This is a genomic window from Kitasatospora sp. NPDC087315 (genome assembly GCF_044744345.1).
Taxonomy (GTDB): domain Bacteria; phylum Actinomycetota; class Actinomycetes; order Streptomycetales; family Streptomycetaceae; genus Kitasatospora.
Window position 1 is genome coordinate 173,671 of record NZ_JBIUYD010000004.1, and the last position, 16,937, is coordinate 190,607.

Consider the following 16,937-nt stretch of genomic DNA (forward strand, 5'->3'; position numbering starts at 1 on the left):
TCACATGGTGCGGATGGCCACCGAGTCGCAGAGCTCCTGCAGCGCCGCCTTGGCCGGGCAGTCCGGCAGCGGGTCGAGCAGGGCCCGGGCCGCCTCGGCCTGCCGCAGCGTCTCCCGGCGGGCGCGCTCCAGCGCGGGGTGGCGGCGCAGCAGCCGCAGCGCCTCGGCGTGCAGCTCGTCGTCGGCGAGGTCGAGGGTGAGCAGCTCGTGCAGCCGCCGGTCGGCCGGGTCGGACTCGTCCACCGGCATCTGCTGGAGCAGCAGGGTCGGCAGCGTGGCCACGCCCTCGCGCAGGTCGGTGCCGGGGGTCTTGCCGGACTCGTCGCCGTCGCTGGCGATGTCCAGCACGTCGTCGGCCAGCTGGAACGCGGTGCCGATCCGCTCGCCGTACTCGGCGAGGATGTCGGTCACCCACGGCTCCGCGCCGGCCATCAGCGCGCCGATCCGGCAGGAGACGGCGATCAGCGAACCGGTCTTGCCGGCCAGCACGGCCAGGTAGTGGTCCAGCGGGTCGTCGTCCGGGCCGGGGCCGGCGGTCTCCAGGATCTGGCCGGTGACCAGCCGCTCGAACGCGTCGGCCTGGAGCCGGACGGCCTCCGGGCCGAGGTCGGCGAGCACCTGGGAGGCGCGGGAGAAGAGGAAGTCGCCGGTGAGGATGGCGACCGAGTTGTCCCAGCGCGAGTTGGCGCTGGGGGCGCCGCGGCGCACGGGGGCCTCGTCCATGACGTCGTCGTGGTAGAGCGTGGCGAGGTGGGTGAGCTCGACGACGACGGCGGCCGGCACCACGCCGGGCGCGCCCGGGTCGCCGAACTGGGCGGCGAGCATCACCAGCAGCGGGCGGAAGCGCTTGCCGCCCGCCTCGATCAGGTGGCTGGCGGTGATGGTGATGAAGGGGACGTCACTCTTCACCGCCTCGGTGAGCGCGGTCTCCACCGCGTCCATCCCGGCCTGGACGTCGCGGGTGAGATCGCGGTCCTGCACGCTGAGCCCAAAGGGTCCCACGACGGTCACGAAGACCACTCCTCTGTCCCTGGTCGATCTAGCGGCCTGGTCCCTGAGTGCCGCCGCTGGCCATACAGGCAGGGTATCCGGTCACGAGTGGATCACTGCACGGGCGTGCGGATCCTGTCATGATCGGGCCGGATGCCCTGATCAGGACGGATGCCGGACACGACGCGTCCGGGCCGCGCGGACAACGGCGCGGCCCGGACGACGGATGCCTCCGGCCGGGGGTCTCAGCGCACGAAGAGCGCGGCCTTCGACGCCAGGTCCAGGAAGTACTGCGGCAGCAGGCCGAGGCCGAGGGTGACCAGGACGCCGGCCCCGATCGCGGTGATCGTGAAGGCGCTGGGCACGGCGACGGTCGGGCCGCCGGGCTGCGGGTCGGAGAAGAACATCAGCACGATGACCCGGATGTAGAAGAACGCGGCCACCGCCGAGCTGAGCACACCCACGATCACCAGCGGGGTCGCCCCGCCGGCCGCCGCGGCCTGGAAGACCGCGAACTTCCCGGTGAAGCCCGAGGTGAGCGGGATCCCCGCGAAGGCCAGCAGGAACAGCGCGAAGACCGCCGCGAGCAGCGGCGAGCGCCGGCCCAGCCCCGCCCAGCTGGACAGGTGGGTGGCCTCGCCCTTGGAGTCGCGCACCAGGGTGACCACGGCGAAGGCGCCGAGCGTCACGAAGGAGTACGCCAGCAGGTAGAACAGCACCGAGCCGAGGCCCTGCTTGTTGGTGGCGATCACGCCGGTCAGGATGAACCCGGCGTGCGCGACGGACGAGTAGGCGAGCAGCCGCTTCACGTCCTGCTGGGTGACGGCCAGCACCGCGCCGACCACCATGGTGAGGATGGCCACGCCCCACATCACCGGCCGCCAGTCCAGCCGCAGGCCGGGGAAGGCGACGTAGAACAGCCGCAGGAAGGCGCCGAAGGCGGCGACCTTGGTGGCGGCCGCCATGAAGCCGGTGACCGGGGTCGGCGCGCCCTGGTAGACGTCCGGGATCCAGGAGTGGAAGGGCACCGCGCCGACCTTGAAGAGCAGGCCGACGGCGAGCAGCGCCAGGCCGATCAGCAGCAGCGCGTCGTTCTGGGTGGTGTTCAGCAGCGCCGGGGTGGCCAGCGCCTTCCCGGAGATGACGTCCGAGATGTCGCCGAGCCGGACACTGCCCGCGTAGCCGTACAGCAGGGCGGTGCCGAACAGGAAGAACGCCGAGGCGAAGGCGCCGAGCAGGAAGTACTTGACCGCCGCCTCCTGGGACAGCAGCCGGCGGCGCCGGGCCAGCGCGCAGAGCAGGTAGAGCGGGAGGGAGAAGACCTCCAGCGCCACGAACATGGTCAGCAGGTCGTTGGCGGCGGGGAAGAGCAGCATGCCGCCGACCGCGAACAGGGTGAGCGGGAAGACCTCGGTGGTGGCGAAGCCGGCCCGGACCGCGGACCGCTCCTGCTCGCCGCCCGGGGTGGCGGCGGCCTGGGCGACGAACGCGTCGACGGCCACTCCCCCGGCCCTCGGCTCCAGCCTCCGCTCGGCGTAGGTGAGCACCGCGACCACGGCGGCCAGCAGGATCACGCCCTGGAGGAAGAGCGCGGGGCCGTCGAGCGCGACCGAGCCCATGGCGAGCAGGTCGACCTTGGTGGAGCCGTAGCCCTGCGCGGCGAGCACCACCACGGCGGTGAACGCGCCGGCCAGGCCGGCCAGGGCCAGCGAGACCTGCGCCCAGTACCGGTGGCGCCGGGGCAGGAAGGCCTCCAGCAGGATGCCGGCCACGGCGGCGCCGAACACCACCAGCATCGGGGAGAGCTGGCCGTACTCGATGTGCGGCGCCGGAATGCTGGGCGTGCTGCCGCCGGCGGCGGCGAGCCATCCGGTGGTGCTCACTTGTGCTCACCTCCTGAGGTGGCGGCGACCGGGTGGGCCGGTGCCGGGTCGGTCTCGTGGACCTGCGACAGCGTCGCGTCCACCGCCGGGTTGATGATGTCGGTGAGCGGCTTCGGGTAGACACCGAGCAGGATGGTCAGCGCCACCAGCGGGGCGACGACGGCGAGTTCGCGCACCTTGAGATCGGGCATCCCGCGCACCTCGGCCTTGACCGGGCCGGTCATGGTGCGCTGGTAGAGCATCAGGGCGTACAGCGCGGCGAGCACGATGCCGAAGGTGGCGACGATGCCGATCGCCGGGTAGCGGGTGAACGTGCCGACCAGCACCAGGAACTCGCTGACGAAGGGCGCGAGCCCGGGCAGCGAGAGGGTGGCCAGGCCGCCGATCAGGAACGTCCCGGCGAGCACCGGGGCGACCTTCTGCACCCCGCCGTAGTCGGCGATCAGGCGCGAGCCGCGGCGGGAGATCAGGAAGCCGGCCACCAGCATCCACGCGGCGGTGGAGATGCCGTGGTTGACCATGTAGAGGGTGGCCCCGCTCTGGCCCTGGCTGGTCAGCGCGAAGATGCCCATGATGATGAAGCCGAAGTGCGAGATCGAGGCGTACGCGACCAGCCGCTTGATGTCCTTCTGGCCGATGGCCAGCAGCGCGCCGTAGATGATCCCGATCACCGAGAGCACCAGGATCGCCGGGGCGAAGGTCCTGGAGGCGTCCGGGAACAGCCCGAGGCAGAAGCGGAGCATCGCGAAGGTGCCGACCTTGTCCACCACCGCCGTGATCAGGACGGCCGTTCCGGCGGTGGACTCGCCCATCGCGTTCGGCAGCCAGGTGTGCAGCGGCCAGAGCGGGGCCTTCACCGCGAAGGCGAAGAAGAAGCCGAGGAACAGCGCCTTCTCCGCGGTGCCGCCGAGCACCAGCCGGCCGTCGGCGATCGCCGAGGTGAGGGTCGGCAGGTCGAAGGTGGCGAAGCCCTGCTCCTGCGCGATCACGTACAGGCCGATCACGGCGGCCAGCATGACCAGGCCGCCGAGCAGGTTGTAGAGCAGGAACTTCACGGCCGCGTACGAGCGCTGGCGCGCCGAGTCGGGGCCGCCCGCCCGGTCGCCGAAGCCGCCGATCAGGAAGTACATCGGGATCAGCATGGCTTCGAAGAAGACGTAGAACACGAAGACGTCGGTGGCGTAGAAGGAGACGATCACCATCGCCTCGACCGCCAGGATCAGGGCGAAGAAGCCCTGCGTGCGACGCCTGTTCTCGAAGGTGCCGTCCGGTGCGGTGGGGCCGGGCCCCTCCTGCCCGTTGGCGGGCGCGGCCGCTCCAGGATCGGCGTCGTGCCAGGAGGCCAGCATCACGACCGGCACCAGGACGGCGGTGAGCAGGGCCAGCACGGCGCCGATGCCGTCCACGCCGAGCGAGAAGGTGATGCCGAAGGAGCGGATCCAGCTGTAGGACTCGGTCAGCTGGTAGCGCGCCCCGCCGGGCTCGAAGCGGGCGGTCACCACGGCCGCCAGCGCCAGGGTGACGGCCGAGACGCCCAGGGCGACGGCCTTGGTGGTCCGCCGCCGGGCCTCGCTGGACCCGGCCGGCAGCGCGGCGGTCAGCACCGCGCCGGCCGCCGGGACGGCACAGGTGGCGGTCAGCAGGGCACTCATGCCTTACCTCCCTGACGGCCTGTTTGTTTCCTGTCCATCAGACGGACCTCATCAGGAGAGTCGTGGCGACCAGAACCAGCGTGCCGCCGAACATGGAGAGCGCGTACGAGCGGACGTAGCCGTTCTGGATCCGCCGCAGGCGGCTGGAGACGCCGCCGATGACGGCGGCCAGGCCGTTGACGAAGCCGTCCAGGCCCCGGCTGTCGAAGTAGACCAGCGCCGCGGTGAGCGCCGAGCCGGGGCGGACCAGGACGGCGTGGTTGAAGTCGTCCTGGAGGAGGTCCCGGCGGGCGGCCCGGGTGAGCGGCGAGCCGACCGGCGGCACCACCGGGACGGCGGAGCGGCCGTACATCAGGTAGGAGACCGCCACCCCGGCGAGCATGCAGGCCGTGGTGAGCAGGGTGACCACCAGCGGGGCGAGCGGCGAGTGGCCCTCGTCGTGGCCGGTGACCGGCTCCAGCCAGGTGAGGAAGCCGCTGTTCAGGGTGAACAGCCCACCGGCGAAGACCGAGCCGAAGGCGAGCAGGATCATCGGAATGGTCATGGTCTTCGGCGACTCGTGCGGGTGCGGTTCCTGGCCCTTCTCGTCCGGCTGCCAGCGCTTCTCGCCGAAGAAGGTCAGGAGCATCACCCGGGTCATGTAGAACGCGGTGACCGCGGCGCCGGTCAGGGCGCAGAGGCCGAGGATCCAGCCCTCGGTGCCGCCCTTGGCGAAGGCCGCCTCGATGATCTTGTCCTTGGAGAAGAAGCCGGACAGCCCCGGGAAGCCGATGATGGCCAGGTAGCCGAGGCCGAAGGTGACGAAGGTGACCGGCATGTACTTCCGCAGGCCGCCGTAGTGCCGCATGTCCACCTCGTCGTTCATGCCGTGCATGACCGAACCGGCGCCGAGGAAGAGCCCGGCCTTGAAGAAGCCGTGGGTCACCAGGTGCATGATCGCGAAGGCGTAGCCGATCGGGCCGAGGCCGGCCGCCAGCACCATGTAGCCGATCTGCGACATGGTCGAGCCGGCCAGGGCCTTCTTGATGTCGTCCTTGGCGCAACCGACGATCGCACCGAAGAGCAGGGTGACCGCGCCGACCACCACGACGGCGGTCTGGGCGTCCGGCGCCAGGTTGAAGATCGCACCGGAGCGGGTGATCAGGTAGACGCCGGCGGTCACCATGGTGGCCGCGTGGATCAGGGCCGAGACCGGGGTCGGGCCCTCCATGGCGTCCCCGAGCCAGGACTGCAACGGCACCTGGGCGGACTTGCCGCAGGCCGCCAGCAGCAGCATCAGGCCGATCGCGGTCAGCTTGCCCTCACTCGCCTGGTCCGCCGCCCCGAAGACAGGCTCGAAGGCGAAGGAGCCGAACTCGGCGAACATCAGCATGATCGCGATGGAGAGGCCCAGGTCGCCGACGCGGTTGACGATGAACGCCTTCTTGGCGGCCGTCGCGGCGCTCGGCTTGTGCTGCCAGAAGCCGATCAGCAGGTACGAGGCGAGCCCGACCCCCTCCCAGCCGAAGTACAGCAGCAGGTAGTTGTCCGCGATCACCAGCAGCAGCATGGCCGCCAGGAACAGGTTGAGGTACGCGAAGAAACGGCGCCGGCGCTCGTCGTGCGCCATGTACCCCACCGAGTAGAGGTGGATCAGCGTGCCGACACCGGTGATCAGCAGGACGAAGGTGATGGAGAGCTGGTCGAGCCGGAACGCGATGTCGGCCTGGAAGCCGTTCACCGGTACCCAGCTGAACAGGCGTGTGGTGACGGCGCGTTGCTCGGCGTCGCGGCCCAGCATGGACGCGAACAGCGCCAGCCCGAAGCCGAACGAGAGCGCGGCGAGCGCGGTGGCCAGCCAGTGGCCGAACCGGTCGAAGGCCCGGCCGCCGAGCAGCAGCAGAGCCGCACCGGCCAGCGGAGCCGCCACGAGCAGCGGAATGAGAGAGTTCACCGAAGGTCCTCCGCCTACAGCTTCATCAGGTTGCTGTCATCGACCGAAGCGGAGTGCCTGGTCCGGAAGATGGCGACGATGATGGCGAGGCCGACCACGACCTCGGCCGCCGCGACCACCATGGTGAAGAACGCGATGATCTGGCCGTCCAGGTTGCCGTGCAGCCGGGAGAAGGTGACCAGGGCGAGGTTCGAGGCGTTGAGCATCAGCTCCACGCACATGAACAGGACGATCGCGTTCCGCCGGATCAGGACGCCGGAGGCGCCGATGGTGAACAGGAGGGCGGAGAGATACAGGTAGTTGACCGGATTCACTCCGTGCCCTCCTCGTGGTTGGTCGGGACCGGCTCCAGCGACCTGCGCGGGCCGGTGGCCGGCGGGCGCTCGGACGGCGGGCGGCCCAGCCAGTCGGCGGTGGTGGACTCCAGCTCGGCCATCCGCCGCAGCATCTCCTGGCTGACGTCGCGGATCTGGCCGCGCTCGCGCAGGGTCTCCATCACCGAGTCCTCGGCGACGGTGCCGTCCGGCAGCAGGCCGGGGATGTCCACCGCGTTGTGCCGGGCGTAGACGCCGGGCGCGGGCAGCGGCGGCAGCTGGATGTTGTCCTTGACCCGCTGGGCGGCCAGCTCGCGCTGGGTCTTCGGGGCCTTCACGTGCTCGCGGTGGGTGAGCACCATGGCGCCGATCGCCGCCGTGATCAGCAGCGCGCCGGTGACCTCGAAGGCCCAGACGTACTTGGTGAAGATCAGCCGGGCCAGGCCCTGGACGTTGCCCTCGGCGTTGGCCTCGGCGAGGCCGGCGAAGGTGTCCAGCTTGGCGTTGGCGAGGCCGGCGACCAGCAGCACGCCGAAGCCGAGCCCGCACAGGAGCGCGGCGAACCGCTGCCCCTTCAGCTGCTCCTTCATCGAGTCGGCGCTGGTGACACCGACCAGCATCACCACGAACAGGAACAGCATCATGATCGCGCCGGTGTAGACCACGATCTGCACCACGCCCAGGAAGACCGCGCCCTGCGCCATGTAACAGACCGCCAGCGCCATCATGGTGGCGGCCAGGCAGAGCGCGCTGTGCACGGCCTTCCTCATCAGCAGCATGCCGAGCGCGCCGCCGACGGCGATCACCGCGAGCACCCAGAACTGGACGGCCTCCCCGGTAGAGGTCGTCCCGGTGACGGCAAGGACCGTGCTGCTCCCGGCCAGGACGGTGGCGGCCACTACCGCACCTCCTTCTCGCGCTCGGTGCGCTCCTGCTGGACCGTCCCGGGCGCCGCCGCGATGATCTCGCCCCGGTAGTAGGCGCCCTCGTCGGCGCCCGGGTAGATCGCGTGCGGGGTGTCGACCATGTCCTCGGAGAGGCCGACCAGCAGCTGCTCCTTGGTGAAGATCAGGTCCTTGCGGGAGGAGTCGGCCAGCTCGTACTCGTTGGTCATGGTGAGCGCGCGGGTCGGACAGGCCTCGATGCAGAGCCCGCAGAGGATGCAGCGGGCGTAGTTGATCTGGTAGACCGCGCCGTACCGCTCGCCGGGCGAGTAGCGCTCCTCGTCCCGGTTGTCCGCGCCCTCGACGTAGATCGCGTCGGCCGGGCAGGCCCAGGCGCACAGCTCGCAGCCGACGCACTTCTCCAGGCCGTCCGGGTGCCGGTTCAGCTGGTGGCGGCCGTGGAAGCGCGGAGCGGTGGGCTTCTTCTGCTCCGGGTACTGCTCGGTGAGCCGCTTCTTGAACATGGCCTTGAAGGTCACGCCGAAGCCGGCGGCCGGTCCGAGGACGGACGGCCTCTCGGTCGGGTCGGGCCCGGTTGTCTCGTCGGACGACATCGCGGTCAGCTCCCTTCGGAATGGTCGGCCCCGTTGAGGGCGTCCTGGAGTTGCTTCGGGGCGCGGCTGCGCCGGCGCGGGACCGGCGGGAGCTCCTGCCCGGGCAGCGGGGGCACCGGGTACCCGCCCGCCATCGGGTCGAACCGCTCGGCGGGCGGCGCCCCCTCGGCCGCTGTCGCGGCGGGCTCCGGCGGGCGCTTCGCGAAGTCCCGCACCAGGGCGAGCAGCAGGATCGCGGCGACCGGGGCGCCGACGTACAGCACCACCTCGCCGAAGCCGTAGCCCTCGTTGCGCAGGGCCCGGACGCTGGCCACCATCACCAGCCAGACCAGCGAGACCGGGATCAGGACCTTCCAGCCCAGCTTCATGAACTGGTCGTAGCGCAGCCGGGGCAGGGTGCCGCGCAGCCAGATGAAGAAGAAGAGCAGCAGCTGGATCTTCAGAATGATCCAGAGCATCGGCCACCAGCCGTGGTTGGCCCCCTCCCAGAAGGTGGAGACCGGCCAGGGCGCCCGCCAGCCGCCCAGGAAGAGCGTGGAGGCGACGGCCGAGACGGTGACCATGTTGACGTACTCGGCCAGCATGAACATCGCGAACTTCAGCGAGGAGTACTCGGTGTTGAAGCCGCCGACCAGTTCGCCCTCGGCCTCCGGGAGGTCGAACGGCGCCCGGTTGGTCTCGCCGACCATGGAGATGATGTAGACGATGAACGACACCGGCAGCAGCACCGCGAACCAGGTCGGCTGCTGCGAGGAGACGATCTCCGAGGTGGACATCGAACCCGAGTAGATGAACACCGCCGCGAAGGACAGGCCCATCGCGATCTCGTAGCTGATCATCTGCGCGGACGAACGCAGCCCGCCGAGCAGCGGATAGGTCGAGCCGGACGACCAGCCGGCCAGCACGATGCCGTAGATGCCGACCGAGGCGGTGGCCAGGATGTACAGCAGCGCCACCGGGAAGTCGGTCAGCTGCAGCGGGGTCCGGGTGCCGAAGATCGACACCTCGTCGCCGGCCGGGCCGAACGGGATCACCGCGAAGGCCATGAAGGCGGGGATCGCGCAGACGATCGGGGCCAGGATGTAGACGACCTTGTCGGCGCCCTTGACCACCAGGTCTTCCTTCAGCGCCAGCTTCACGCCGTCGGCGAGCGACTGCAGCATGCCCCAGGGGCCGTGCCGGTTGGGCCCGATGCGCAGCTGCATCCAGGCCACCACCTTGCGCTCCCAGACGATCGCGATCAGCACGGTGCCGACCAGGAAGGCGAAGCAGAAGACCGCCTTGAGCAGCACCAGCCACCAGGGGTCGCGGCCGAAGAAGCCCAGGGTCTCGTACGCGGCGAGGTTCACTGCTCCTCCTCGGGGGTCGCGGCGGTGACGGCGGTGGCGCTGTCGGGGGCGCTGTCGGAGACGGTGGCCGCGGCGATGGTGACCAGGTGGCCGACCGTGGTGCCGAGGGTCCGGTAGGCGCCGCCCGGGGTGGAGTTGAGCGGGATCCAGACCGTGCGGTCCGGGATCGAGCCGGTGATCTCCAGCGGCAGGGTGAGCGAGCCGGCCGGCCCGGTCAGCCGCAGGGCCTCGACCGCGCCGACCTCCTTCGCGGTGACCGGGGAGATCCGGGCGACGGCCGCGTGCCGGGTGCCGGCGAGGTGCTGGTCCCCCTGCTGGAGCGAGCCGTTGTCCAGCAGCTGGCGCCAGCCCGCCAGCACCGCCTGGCCGGTGGCCGGCCGGGGCAGCGGCGCGGGGTGCGCGGCGGGGGCCGTCTGGTGGTCGCCGGTCCACGGTGTGAACCGGTCCAGCTCCAGCCGGGCGGCCCGCACGTCGGGCAGGCCGAGCCGGTGGCCCAGCGCGTCCGCCAGCATGTTCAGCACCCGCAGGTCCGGGTGCAGATGACGGCCCATCTGCTGGTCCGGCTTGAGCGCGGCCTCGAACATCCGCACCCGGCCCTCCCAGTCCAGGAAGGTGCCGGCCTTCTCGGCGACCGCGGCGACCGGCAGCACCACATCGGCGTGCGCGGTGACGGCGGACGGGCGGAGCTCCAGCGAGACCAGGAACCGGACGGCGGCCAGCGCCTCCTCGGCCTGCGCCGGATCCGGCAGGTCGTCCGGGTCGACGCCGCCGACCAGCAGCGCGTCCAGGTCGCCGTGGGCGGCGGCCGCGAGGATCTGCGCGGTGTCCCGGCCGACCCGGGTCGGCAGTTCGGCCCCGCCCCAGACGGCGGCGGCCTCGGCGCGGGCGACCGGGGCGTGGACCGGACGGCCGCCGGGCAGCAGCCCGGGCAGTGCGCCGGCCTCGACGGCGCCGCGCTCACCGGCCCGGCGCGGGATCCAGGCCAGCCGGGCGCCGGTCGCGTGTGCGAGGCGCAGCGCGGCGGTGAGCGCACCGGGGACGGCGGCCAGCCGCTCACCGGCCAGGATGACGGCGCCGGGGGTGCGCAGCAGTTCGGCGGCGCGGCCGGCGTCGTCGCCGAGCGGCTCGTCGGCGGCGAGCGCGGTCAGCCACTCGGTCTCGGTGCCGGGGGCGGCGGGCAGCAGCGCGCCGCGCAGTTTGGCCAGGCCGCGGGAGCCGTACGCGGCGACCGAGAACACCTTCAGGCCGCGGGCGCGGTTGGCCTTGCGCAGCCGCAGGAAGACGATCGGCGACTCCTCCTCGGGCTCGAAGCCCGCGAGCAGCACCGCCGGCGCCGCCTCCAGTTCCTCGTACGTCACGCCCGTGCCGTCGACATCGGTACCGCGCCCGGCGACGGCGGCGGCCAGGAAGTCCGCCTCCTCGCCGCTGTGCGGGCGGGCCCGGAAGTCCACGTCGTTGGTGCCGAGCACCACCCGGGCGAACTTGGCGTAGGCGTAGGCGTCCTCGACGGTGCTCCGGCCGCCGGTGAGCACCCCGGCCCGGGTGCCGCGCAGGCCCTCGGCGGCCCTGGCCAGCGCCTCCGGCCAGGAGGCGGGCACGAGTTCACCCGTCGCGGGGTCGCGGACGAGCGGGGTGGTGATCCGGTCCCGCTGCTGGGCGTAGCGGAAGGCGAACCGGCCCTTGTCGCAGTTCCACTCCTCGTTGACCGCCGGGTCATCGCCGGCCAGCCGGCGCAGCACCTTGCCGCGCCGGTGGTCGGTGCGCTGGGCGCAGCCGGAGGAGCAGTGCTCGCAGACGCTCGGCGAGGAGACCAGGTCGAACGGCCGGGAGCGGAAGCGGTAGGCCGCCGAGGTGAGCGCGCCGACCGGACAGATCTGGATGGTGTTGCCGGAGAAGTACGAGTCGAGCGGCTCCGCGTCCCCGATGCCGACCTGCTGGAGCGCGCCGCGCTCGATCAGGTCGATGAACGGGTCCCCGGCGATCTGCTGGGAGAAGCGGGTGCAGCGGGCGCAGAGCACGCAGCGCTCGCGGTCCAGCAGCACCTGGGTGCTGAGCGGGATCGGCTTCTCATAGGTGCGCTTCATCCCCTCGAAGCGGGAGTCGGCGGCGCCGGAGGACATCGCCTGGTTCTGCAGCGGGCACTCGCCGCCCTTGTCGCAGACCGGGCAGTCCAGCGGGTGGTTGATCAGCAGCAGCTCCATCACGCCGCGCTGCGCCTTCTCGGCGACCGGCGAGCTGAGCTGGGTCCGGACCACCATGCCCTCGGCGACCGGGATGGTGCAGGAGGCGACGGGCTTGCGCTGGCCCTCGACCTCGACGATGCACTGCCGGCAGGCGCCGGCCGGGTCGAGCAGCGGGTGGTCGCAGAAGCGCGGGATCTGGGTGCCGATCTGCTCGGCGGCCCGGATCACCAACGTCCCCTTGGGGACCTGCACTTCGACGCCGTCGATGGTGAGCGTGACCAGGTCGACCGCGGCCTTGGAGGTGGATGGCTCTGTGATCGTCACGCGTGCACCTCCCTTTCGGTGGCGGACTGGTGGCCGGAGCGGTGGGCGTCGGCCCAGACGGTGGAGGCGGCCGGGTCGAACGGGCAGCGGCGCTCGGCGAGGTGCTGCTCGTACTCGGCCCGGAAGTACTGGAGCGAGGAGACGATCGGGCTGGCCGCGCCGTCGCCGAGCGCGCAGAAGGACTTGCCGTTGATGTTGTCGGCGATGTCGAGCAGCTTCTCCAGGTCGCCGTCGACGCCCGAGCCGCCCTCGATCCGCTTGAGCAACTGGACCAGCCAGTAGGTGCCTTCGCGGCAGGGCGTGCACTTGCCGCAGGACTCGTGGGCGTAGAACTCGGTCCAGCGGGTGACGGCGCGGACCACGCAGGTGGTCTCGTCGAAGATCTGCAGGGCCTTGGTGCCGAGCATCGAGCCGGCCGCGCCGACGCCCTCGTAGTCGAGCGGGACGTCCAGGTGCTGGTCGGTGAACATCGGGGTGGACGAGCCGCCCGGGGTCCAGAACTTGAGCCGGTGCCCGGGCCGGATGCCGCCGCTGACGTCCAGCAGCTGGCGCAGGGTGATGCCGAGCGGGGCCTCGTACTGGCCGGGGTTGGTGACGTGCCCGGAGAGCGAGTAGAGCGTGAAACCGGGGGACTTCTCGGTGCCCAGGCCCTTGAACCACTCCTTGCCCTTGGCCAGGATCGGCGGCACCGAGGCGATCGACTCGACGTTGTTGACCACCGTCGGGCAGGCGTAGAGGCCGGCGATGGCCGGGAACGGCGGCCGCAGCCGGGGCTGGCCGCGGCGGCCCTCCAGCGAGTCGAGCAGCGCGGTCTCCTCGCCGCAGATGTACGCGCCGGCGCCCGCGTGCACGGTGATGTCGAGGTCGACGCCGGAGCCCATGATGTCCTTGCCGAGCAGCCCGGCCCGGTAGGCCTCGGCGACGGCGGCCTGGATCCGGCGCAGCACCGGGACGACCTCGCCGCGCAGGTAGATGAAGGCGTGGTCGCAGCGGATCGCGTAGGAGGCGATGATCATGCCTTCGATCAGCGCGTGCGGGTTGGCGAACAGCAGCGGGATGTCCTTGCAGGTGCCCGGCTCGGACTCGTCCGCGTTGACCACGAGGTAGTGCGGTTTGCCGTCGTTCTGCGGGATGAACTGCCACTTCAGGCCGGTGGGGAAGCCGGCGCCGCCGCGGCCGCGCAGACCGGAGTCCTTGACCAGGGCGATCACGTCGTCCGGTGCCATCGCGAGGGCGGCCTTCAGGCCCTCGTAGCCGGCGTGGCGGCGGTAGGTGTCGAGCGTCCAGGGCCGGGCGTCGTCCCAGGAGGCGGAGAGTACCGGGGTGAGCAGCTTCTCGGCCGGCTCGGCGGAGGTCATCACGCTTCCGTCCCTTCGTGCCGGGGCGAGACGACCTTGGTGCCGCCGGTGCCGGGCAGGGCCTCGCCCCTGGCCAGGCGCAGGCCCGCGAGCGAGGGCGCGCCGCCCGCTCCGGACTCGTCCACGGCACCGGGGCGCTCGTCGGGGAAGCCGGCCAGGATCCGGGCCGACTCCTTGAAGTCGCAGAGCCTGGCGCCGCGGGTGGGGCGGACCTCCCGGCCCGCTCGCAGCTCGTCGACCAGCCGCTTGGCGCTCTCCGGGGTCTGGTTGTCGAAGAACTCCCAGTTGACCATCACCACGGGGGCGTAGTCGCAGGCGGCGTTGCACTCGATGTGCTCGATCGAGATCTCGCCGTCCTCGGTGGTCTCGTTGTTGCGGATCCCGAGGTGCTGCTGGAGCTCCTCGAAGATCTGGTCGCCGCCGAGCACCGCGCAGAGGGTGTTGGTGCAGACCCCGACGTGGTGCTTCCCGGCCGGCCGGCGCCGGTACATGGTGTAGAAGGTGGCGACGGCGGTGACCTCGGCGGTGGTGAGGTCCAACTGCTCGGCACAGAACCGGATGCCGGTCGGGCTGACGAAGCCCTCCTCGGCCTGGACCAGGTGCAGCAGCGGCAGCAGCGCCGACCGGGCCACCGGATAGCGGCCGATCAGCTCCTTCGCGTCGGCGGCCAGCCGGGCGCGTACCTCCTCCGGGTACGGCCCGGCCGGCATCGCCGGCATCCCCAACTGGACGTCTGTCACCGGTCCACGCCTCCCATCACCGGGTCGATCCCGGCCACCGCGACGATCACGTCGGCGACCTGGCCGCCCTCGCACATCGCCGCCATCGACTGCAGATTGGTGAACGACGGGTCCCGGAAGTGGACCCGGTACGGGCGTGTCCCGCCGTCGCTGACCACGTGCACGCCCAACTCGCCCTTGGGCGACTCGACCGCCGTGTACGCCTGTCCCACCGGGACCCGGAAGCCCTCGGTGACCAGCTTGAAGTGGTGGATCAGGGCCTCCATCGAGGTGCCCATGATCTTGCGGATGTGGTCGAGCGAGTTACCCACCCCGTCCGGGCCGACGGCCAGTTGGGCGGGCCAGGCGATCTTCTTGTCGGCCACCATGACCGGGCCGGGCCGCAACCGGTCCAGGCACTGCTCGACGATCCGCAGCGACTGCTTCATCTCCTCCAGACGGATCAGGAAGCGGCCGTAGGAGTCGGCGCTGTCGGCGGTCGCCACCTCGAAGTCGTAGTTCTCGTACCCGCAGTAGGGGTCGGACTTGCGCAGGTCGTGCGGCAGGCCGGTGGCCCGCAGGATCGGGCCGGTGGCGCCGAGGGCCAGGCAGCCGGCCAGGTCGAGGAAGCCGACGTCGACCAGGCGGGCCCTGAACACCGGGTTGCCGGTGGCGAGTTTGTCGTACTCGTGCATCCGCGAGCGGATGGTCTTCACCGTTTCGCGGATCTGGTCGACGGCGCCGGGCGGCAGGTCCTGGGCGAGGCCGCCGGGGCGGACGTACGCGTGGTTCATCCGCAGGCCGGTGACCAGTTCGAAGACGTCCAGGATGAGTTCGCGGTCGCGGAAGCCGTAGATCATCAGCGTGGTGGAGCCGATCTCCATGCCGCCGGTGGCCAGGCAGACCAGGTGCGAGGCGATCCGGTTGAGCTCCATCATCAGGACGCGGATGACGGTGGCCCGGTCCGGGATGTCGTCGGTGATGCCGAGCAGCTTCTCGACCGCCAGGCAGTACGCGGTCTCGTTGAACAGCGGGGTCAGGTAGTCCATCCGGGTCACGAAGGTGGTGCCCTGGACCCAGTTGCGGAACTCCATGTTCTTCTCGATGCCGGTGTGGAGGTAGCCGATGCCGCAGCGGGCCTCCTTCACCGTCTCGCCGTCGATCTCCAGGATCAGCCGCAGCACGCCGTGGGTGGACGGGTGCTGGGGGCCCATGTTGACGATGATGCGCTCGTCGTCGGCCCGGCCGACCGCCTCCACCACCTCGCCCCAGTCGCCACCGGTGACGGTGAAGACCCGGCCCTCGGTGGTCTCACGGGCCTCTGCCTCTGCTGCCTCTTCGTAGTGCCGGGTGCTCATCAGCTGTACGACCTCCGCTGGTCGGGCGCCGGGATCTGGGCGCCCTTGTACTCGACGGGGATGCCGCCGAGCGGGTAGTCCTTGCGCTGCGGGTGGCCCAGCCAGTCGTCCGGCATCATGATCCGGGTGAGCGCCGGGTGGCCCTCGAAGACCAGGCCGAAGAAGTCGTAGACCTCGCGCTCGTGCCAGTCGTTGGTCGGGTAGACGCTGACCACCGACGGGACGCGCGGATCGGAGTCCGGCGCGGTGACCTCCAGCCGGATCAGCCGGCCGTGGGTGATCGAGCGCAGGTGGTAGACCGCGTGCAGCTCGCGGCCCTTGTCACCGGGGTAGTGCACACCGCTCACCCCGAGACAGAGTTCGAAGCGGAGCGCCGGGTCGTCGCGCAGGGTGCGGACGGTCCGCAGCAGGTGCTCGCGGTCGATGTGGAAGGTGAGTTCGCCGCGGTCGACGACGGTCTTCCCGATCACGTCGACCGGGTCGAGGCCCTGTTCCTCCAGGGCGCCCTCCAGTTCGTCCGCGACCTCGTCGAACCAGCCGCCGTACGGGCGCTCGCTCGGGCCGGGCAGCACCACGGGGGCGGTGAGGCCGCCGAAGCCGGAGGTGTCACCGCTGTCCCGGGCGCCGAACATGCCCTGGCGGGTGCCGACCACCTCGACCGGGATCTCCCGGCGGGTGGCGGGGACGCCGGCCCCGGTGAGCTCGGCGGACTCGGCGGGTTCGGTGGGCTTGGTCGGCTCGCTCATCGCAGCTGCCCCCGCATCTCGCTCACCGGGGTGGCCCGCAGCGCCAGCGCCTCGCCCAGCTCCTCGGCCCGGCGCCGGTTCACGCCCAGCGGCTCGTGCTGGATCTTGTCGTGCAGCTTCAGGATGGCGTCCATCAGCATCTCCGGGCGGGGCGGACAACCCGGCAGATAGATGTCCACCGGGACGATGTGGTCGACGCCCTGCACGATCGCGTAGTTGTTGAACATCCCGCCCGAGGAGGCGCAGACGCCCATCGAGATGACCCACTTCGGGTTGGCCATCTGGTCGTACACCTGGCGCAGCACCGGGGCCATCTTCTGGCTCACCCGACCCGCCACGATCATCAGATCGGCCTGCCGGGGTGAGCCCCGGAACACCTCCATGCCGAACCGGGCCAGGTCGTAGCGGCCGGCCCCGGTGGTCATCATCTCGATCGCGCAGCAGGCCAGTCCGAAGGTGGCCGGGAAGAGCGACGCCTTGCGCACCCAGCCCGCGGCCGTCTCCACACTGGTGAGCAGAAAGCCGCTCGGCAGCTTCTCCTCGATTCCCATCAGATCCCTCTCAATGCCATCAAGTCCGGTGGTTCGTCCGCCCGTTCAGGCTTGTCCGCCCGTTCACAAAGTCAGCGGC

14 protein-coding genes are annotated in these 16,937 nt (G+C 71.1%); all 14 read right to left on the bottom strand.

Translation table 11 applies throughout. The annotated features are described in order from the left end of the window. On the bottom strand, positions 1 to 1,011 hold the full coding sequence (locus ACIO5D_RS07790) for a polyprenyl synthetase family protein (RefSeq protein WP_363607823.1): 1,011 nt from the start codon (positions 1,009 to 1,011) through the stop codon (positions 1 to 3). 224 nt (positions 1,012 to 1,235) lie between these two features. Then, positions 1,236 to 2,873 (bottom strand): NADH-quinone oxidoreductase subunit NuoN, encoded by a 1,638-nt coding sequence (gene nuoN, locus ACIO5D_RS07795; protein WP_400757335.1) that lies wholly within the window; start codon positions 2,871 to 2,873, stop codon positions 1,236 to 1,238. After that, the gene (locus ACIO5D_RS07800) at positions 2,870 to 4,525 is read right to left on the bottom strand and encodes an NADH-quinone oxidoreductase subunit M (RefSeq protein WP_363607825.1); all 1,656 of its coding nucleotides are present in this window, start codon (positions 4,523 to 4,525) and stop codon (positions 2,870 to 2,872) included. Before ACIO5D_RS07800 ends, nuoN begins: the two co-directional genes overlap by 4 nt. Positions 4,526 to 4,562: 37 nt before the next feature. After that, positions 4,563 to 6,458: an NADH-quinone oxidoreductase subunit L gene (gene nuoL / locus ACIO5D_RS07805; protein WP_400653740.1), complete on the bottom strand. Its 1,896-nt coding sequence runs from the start codon at positions 6,456 to 6,458 to the stop codon at positions 4,563 to 4,565. 14 nt (positions 6,459 to 6,472) lie between these two features. Beyond that, positions 6,473 to 6,772 carry an NADH-quinone oxidoreductase subunit NuoK gene (nuoK, locus tag ACIO5D_RS07810; protein ID WP_363607827.1) on the bottom strand — a complete coding sequence of 100 codons (300 nt, stop codon included), beginning with the start codon at positions 6,770 to 6,772 and terminating at the stop codon, positions 6,473 to 6,475. Next, a complete protein-coding gene (locus ACIO5D_RS07815) occupies positions 6,769 to 7,671 on the bottom strand; it encodes an NADH-quinone oxidoreductase subunit J (RefSeq protein ID WP_400653739.1) in 903 nt (300 codons plus the stop codon). The genes nuoK and ACIO5D_RS07815 overlap by 4 nt, the downstream gene beginning before the upstream one ends. Further along, positions 7,671 to 8,270, bottom strand: coding sequence for an NADH-quinone oxidoreductase subunit NuoI (nuoI, locus tag ACIO5D_RS07820; protein ID WP_400653738.1), 600 nt, complete (start codon positions 8,268 to 8,270; stop codon positions 7,671 to 7,673). The genes ACIO5D_RS07815 and nuoI overlap by 1 nt, the downstream gene beginning before the upstream one ends. Positions 8,271 to 8,275: 5 nt before the next feature. Continuing rightward, positions 8,276 to 9,619 (bottom strand): NADH-quinone oxidoreductase subunit NuoH, encoded by a 1,344-nt coding sequence (nuoH, locus tag ACIO5D_RS07825; RefSeq protein WP_363607829.1) that lies wholly within the window; start codon positions 9,617 to 9,619, stop codon positions 8,276 to 8,278. Further along, the gene (locus ACIO5D_RS07830; RefSeq protein ID WP_400794301.1) at positions 9,616 to 12,126 is read right to left on the bottom strand and encodes an NADH-quinone oxidoreductase subunit G; all 2,511 of its coding nucleotides are present in this window, start codon (positions 12,124 to 12,126) and stop codon (positions 9,616 to 9,618) included. The genes nuoH and ACIO5D_RS07830 overlap by 4 nt, the downstream gene beginning before the upstream one ends. Further along, positions 12,123 to 13,484, bottom strand: coding sequence for an NADH-quinone oxidoreductase subunit NuoF (gene nuoF, locus ACIO5D_RS07835; protein WP_363607831.1), 1,362 nt, complete (start codon positions 13,482 to 13,484; stop codon positions 12,123 to 12,125). Before nuoF ends, ACIO5D_RS07830 begins: the two co-directional genes overlap by 4 nt. Further along, entirely contained in the window at positions 13,484 to 14,203 is a 720-nt protein-coding gene (nuoE, locus tag ACIO5D_RS07840) for an NADH-quinone oxidoreductase subunit NuoE (RefSeq protein WP_400653771.1), read from the bottom strand. The genes nuoF and nuoE overlap by 1 nt, the downstream gene beginning before the upstream one ends. Positions 14,204 to 14,220: 17 nt before the next feature. Then, positions 14,221 to 15,561: an NADH-quinone oxidoreductase subunit D gene (locus tag ACIO5D_RS07845; RefSeq protein WP_363607833.1), complete on the bottom strand. Its 1,341-nt coding sequence runs from the start codon at positions 15,559 to 15,561 to the stop codon at positions 14,221 to 14,223. Beyond that, entirely contained in the window at positions 15,561 to 16,307 is a 747-nt protein-coding gene (locus ACIO5D_RS07850; RefSeq protein WP_400794303.1) for an NADH-quinone oxidoreductase subunit C, read from the bottom strand. The genes ACIO5D_RS07845 and ACIO5D_RS07850 overlap by 1 nt, the downstream gene beginning before the upstream one ends. Further along, complete coding sequence (locus ACIO5D_RS07855) at positions 16,304 to 16,858, bottom strand: NADH-quinone oxidoreductase subunit B family protein (protein ID WP_363607835.1); 555 nt, start codon at positions 16,856 to 16,858, stop codon at positions 16,304 to 16,306. The genes ACIO5D_RS07850 and ACIO5D_RS07855 overlap by 4 nt, the downstream gene beginning before the upstream one ends. Positions 16,859 to 16,937 lie beyond the last annotated feature (79 nt).

Coding starts and splice junctions, on each gene's coding strand:
- ACIO5D_RS07800 (WP_363607825.1), bottom strand. CDS start 4,525: ATGAGTGCCCTGCTGACCGCCACCTGTGCCGTCCCGGCGGCCGGCGCG.
- nuoI (WP_400653738.1), bottom strand. CDS start 8,270: ATGTCGTCCGACGAGACAACCGGGCCCGACCCGACCGAGAGGCCGTCC.
- nuoF (WP_363607831.1), bottom strand. CDS start 13,484: ATGACCTCCGCCGAGCCGGCCGAGAAGCTGCTCACCCCGGTACTCTCC.
- nuoE (WP_400653771.1), bottom strand. CDS start 14,203: ATGCCGGCGATGCCGGCCGGGCCGTACCCGGAGGAGGTACGCGCCCGG.
- ACIO5D_RS07845 (WP_363607833.1), bottom strand. CDS start 15,561: ATGAGCACCCGGCACTACGAAGAGGCAGCAGAGGCAGAGGCCCGTGAG.
- ACIO5D_RS07850 (WP_400794303.1), bottom strand. CDS start 16,307: ATGAGCGAGCCGACCAAGCCCACCGAACCCGCCGAGTCCGCCGAGCTC.
- ACIO5D_RS07855 (WP_363607835.1), bottom strand. CDS start 16,858: ATGGGAATCGAGGAGAAGCTGCCGAGCGGCTTTCTGCTCACCAGTGTG.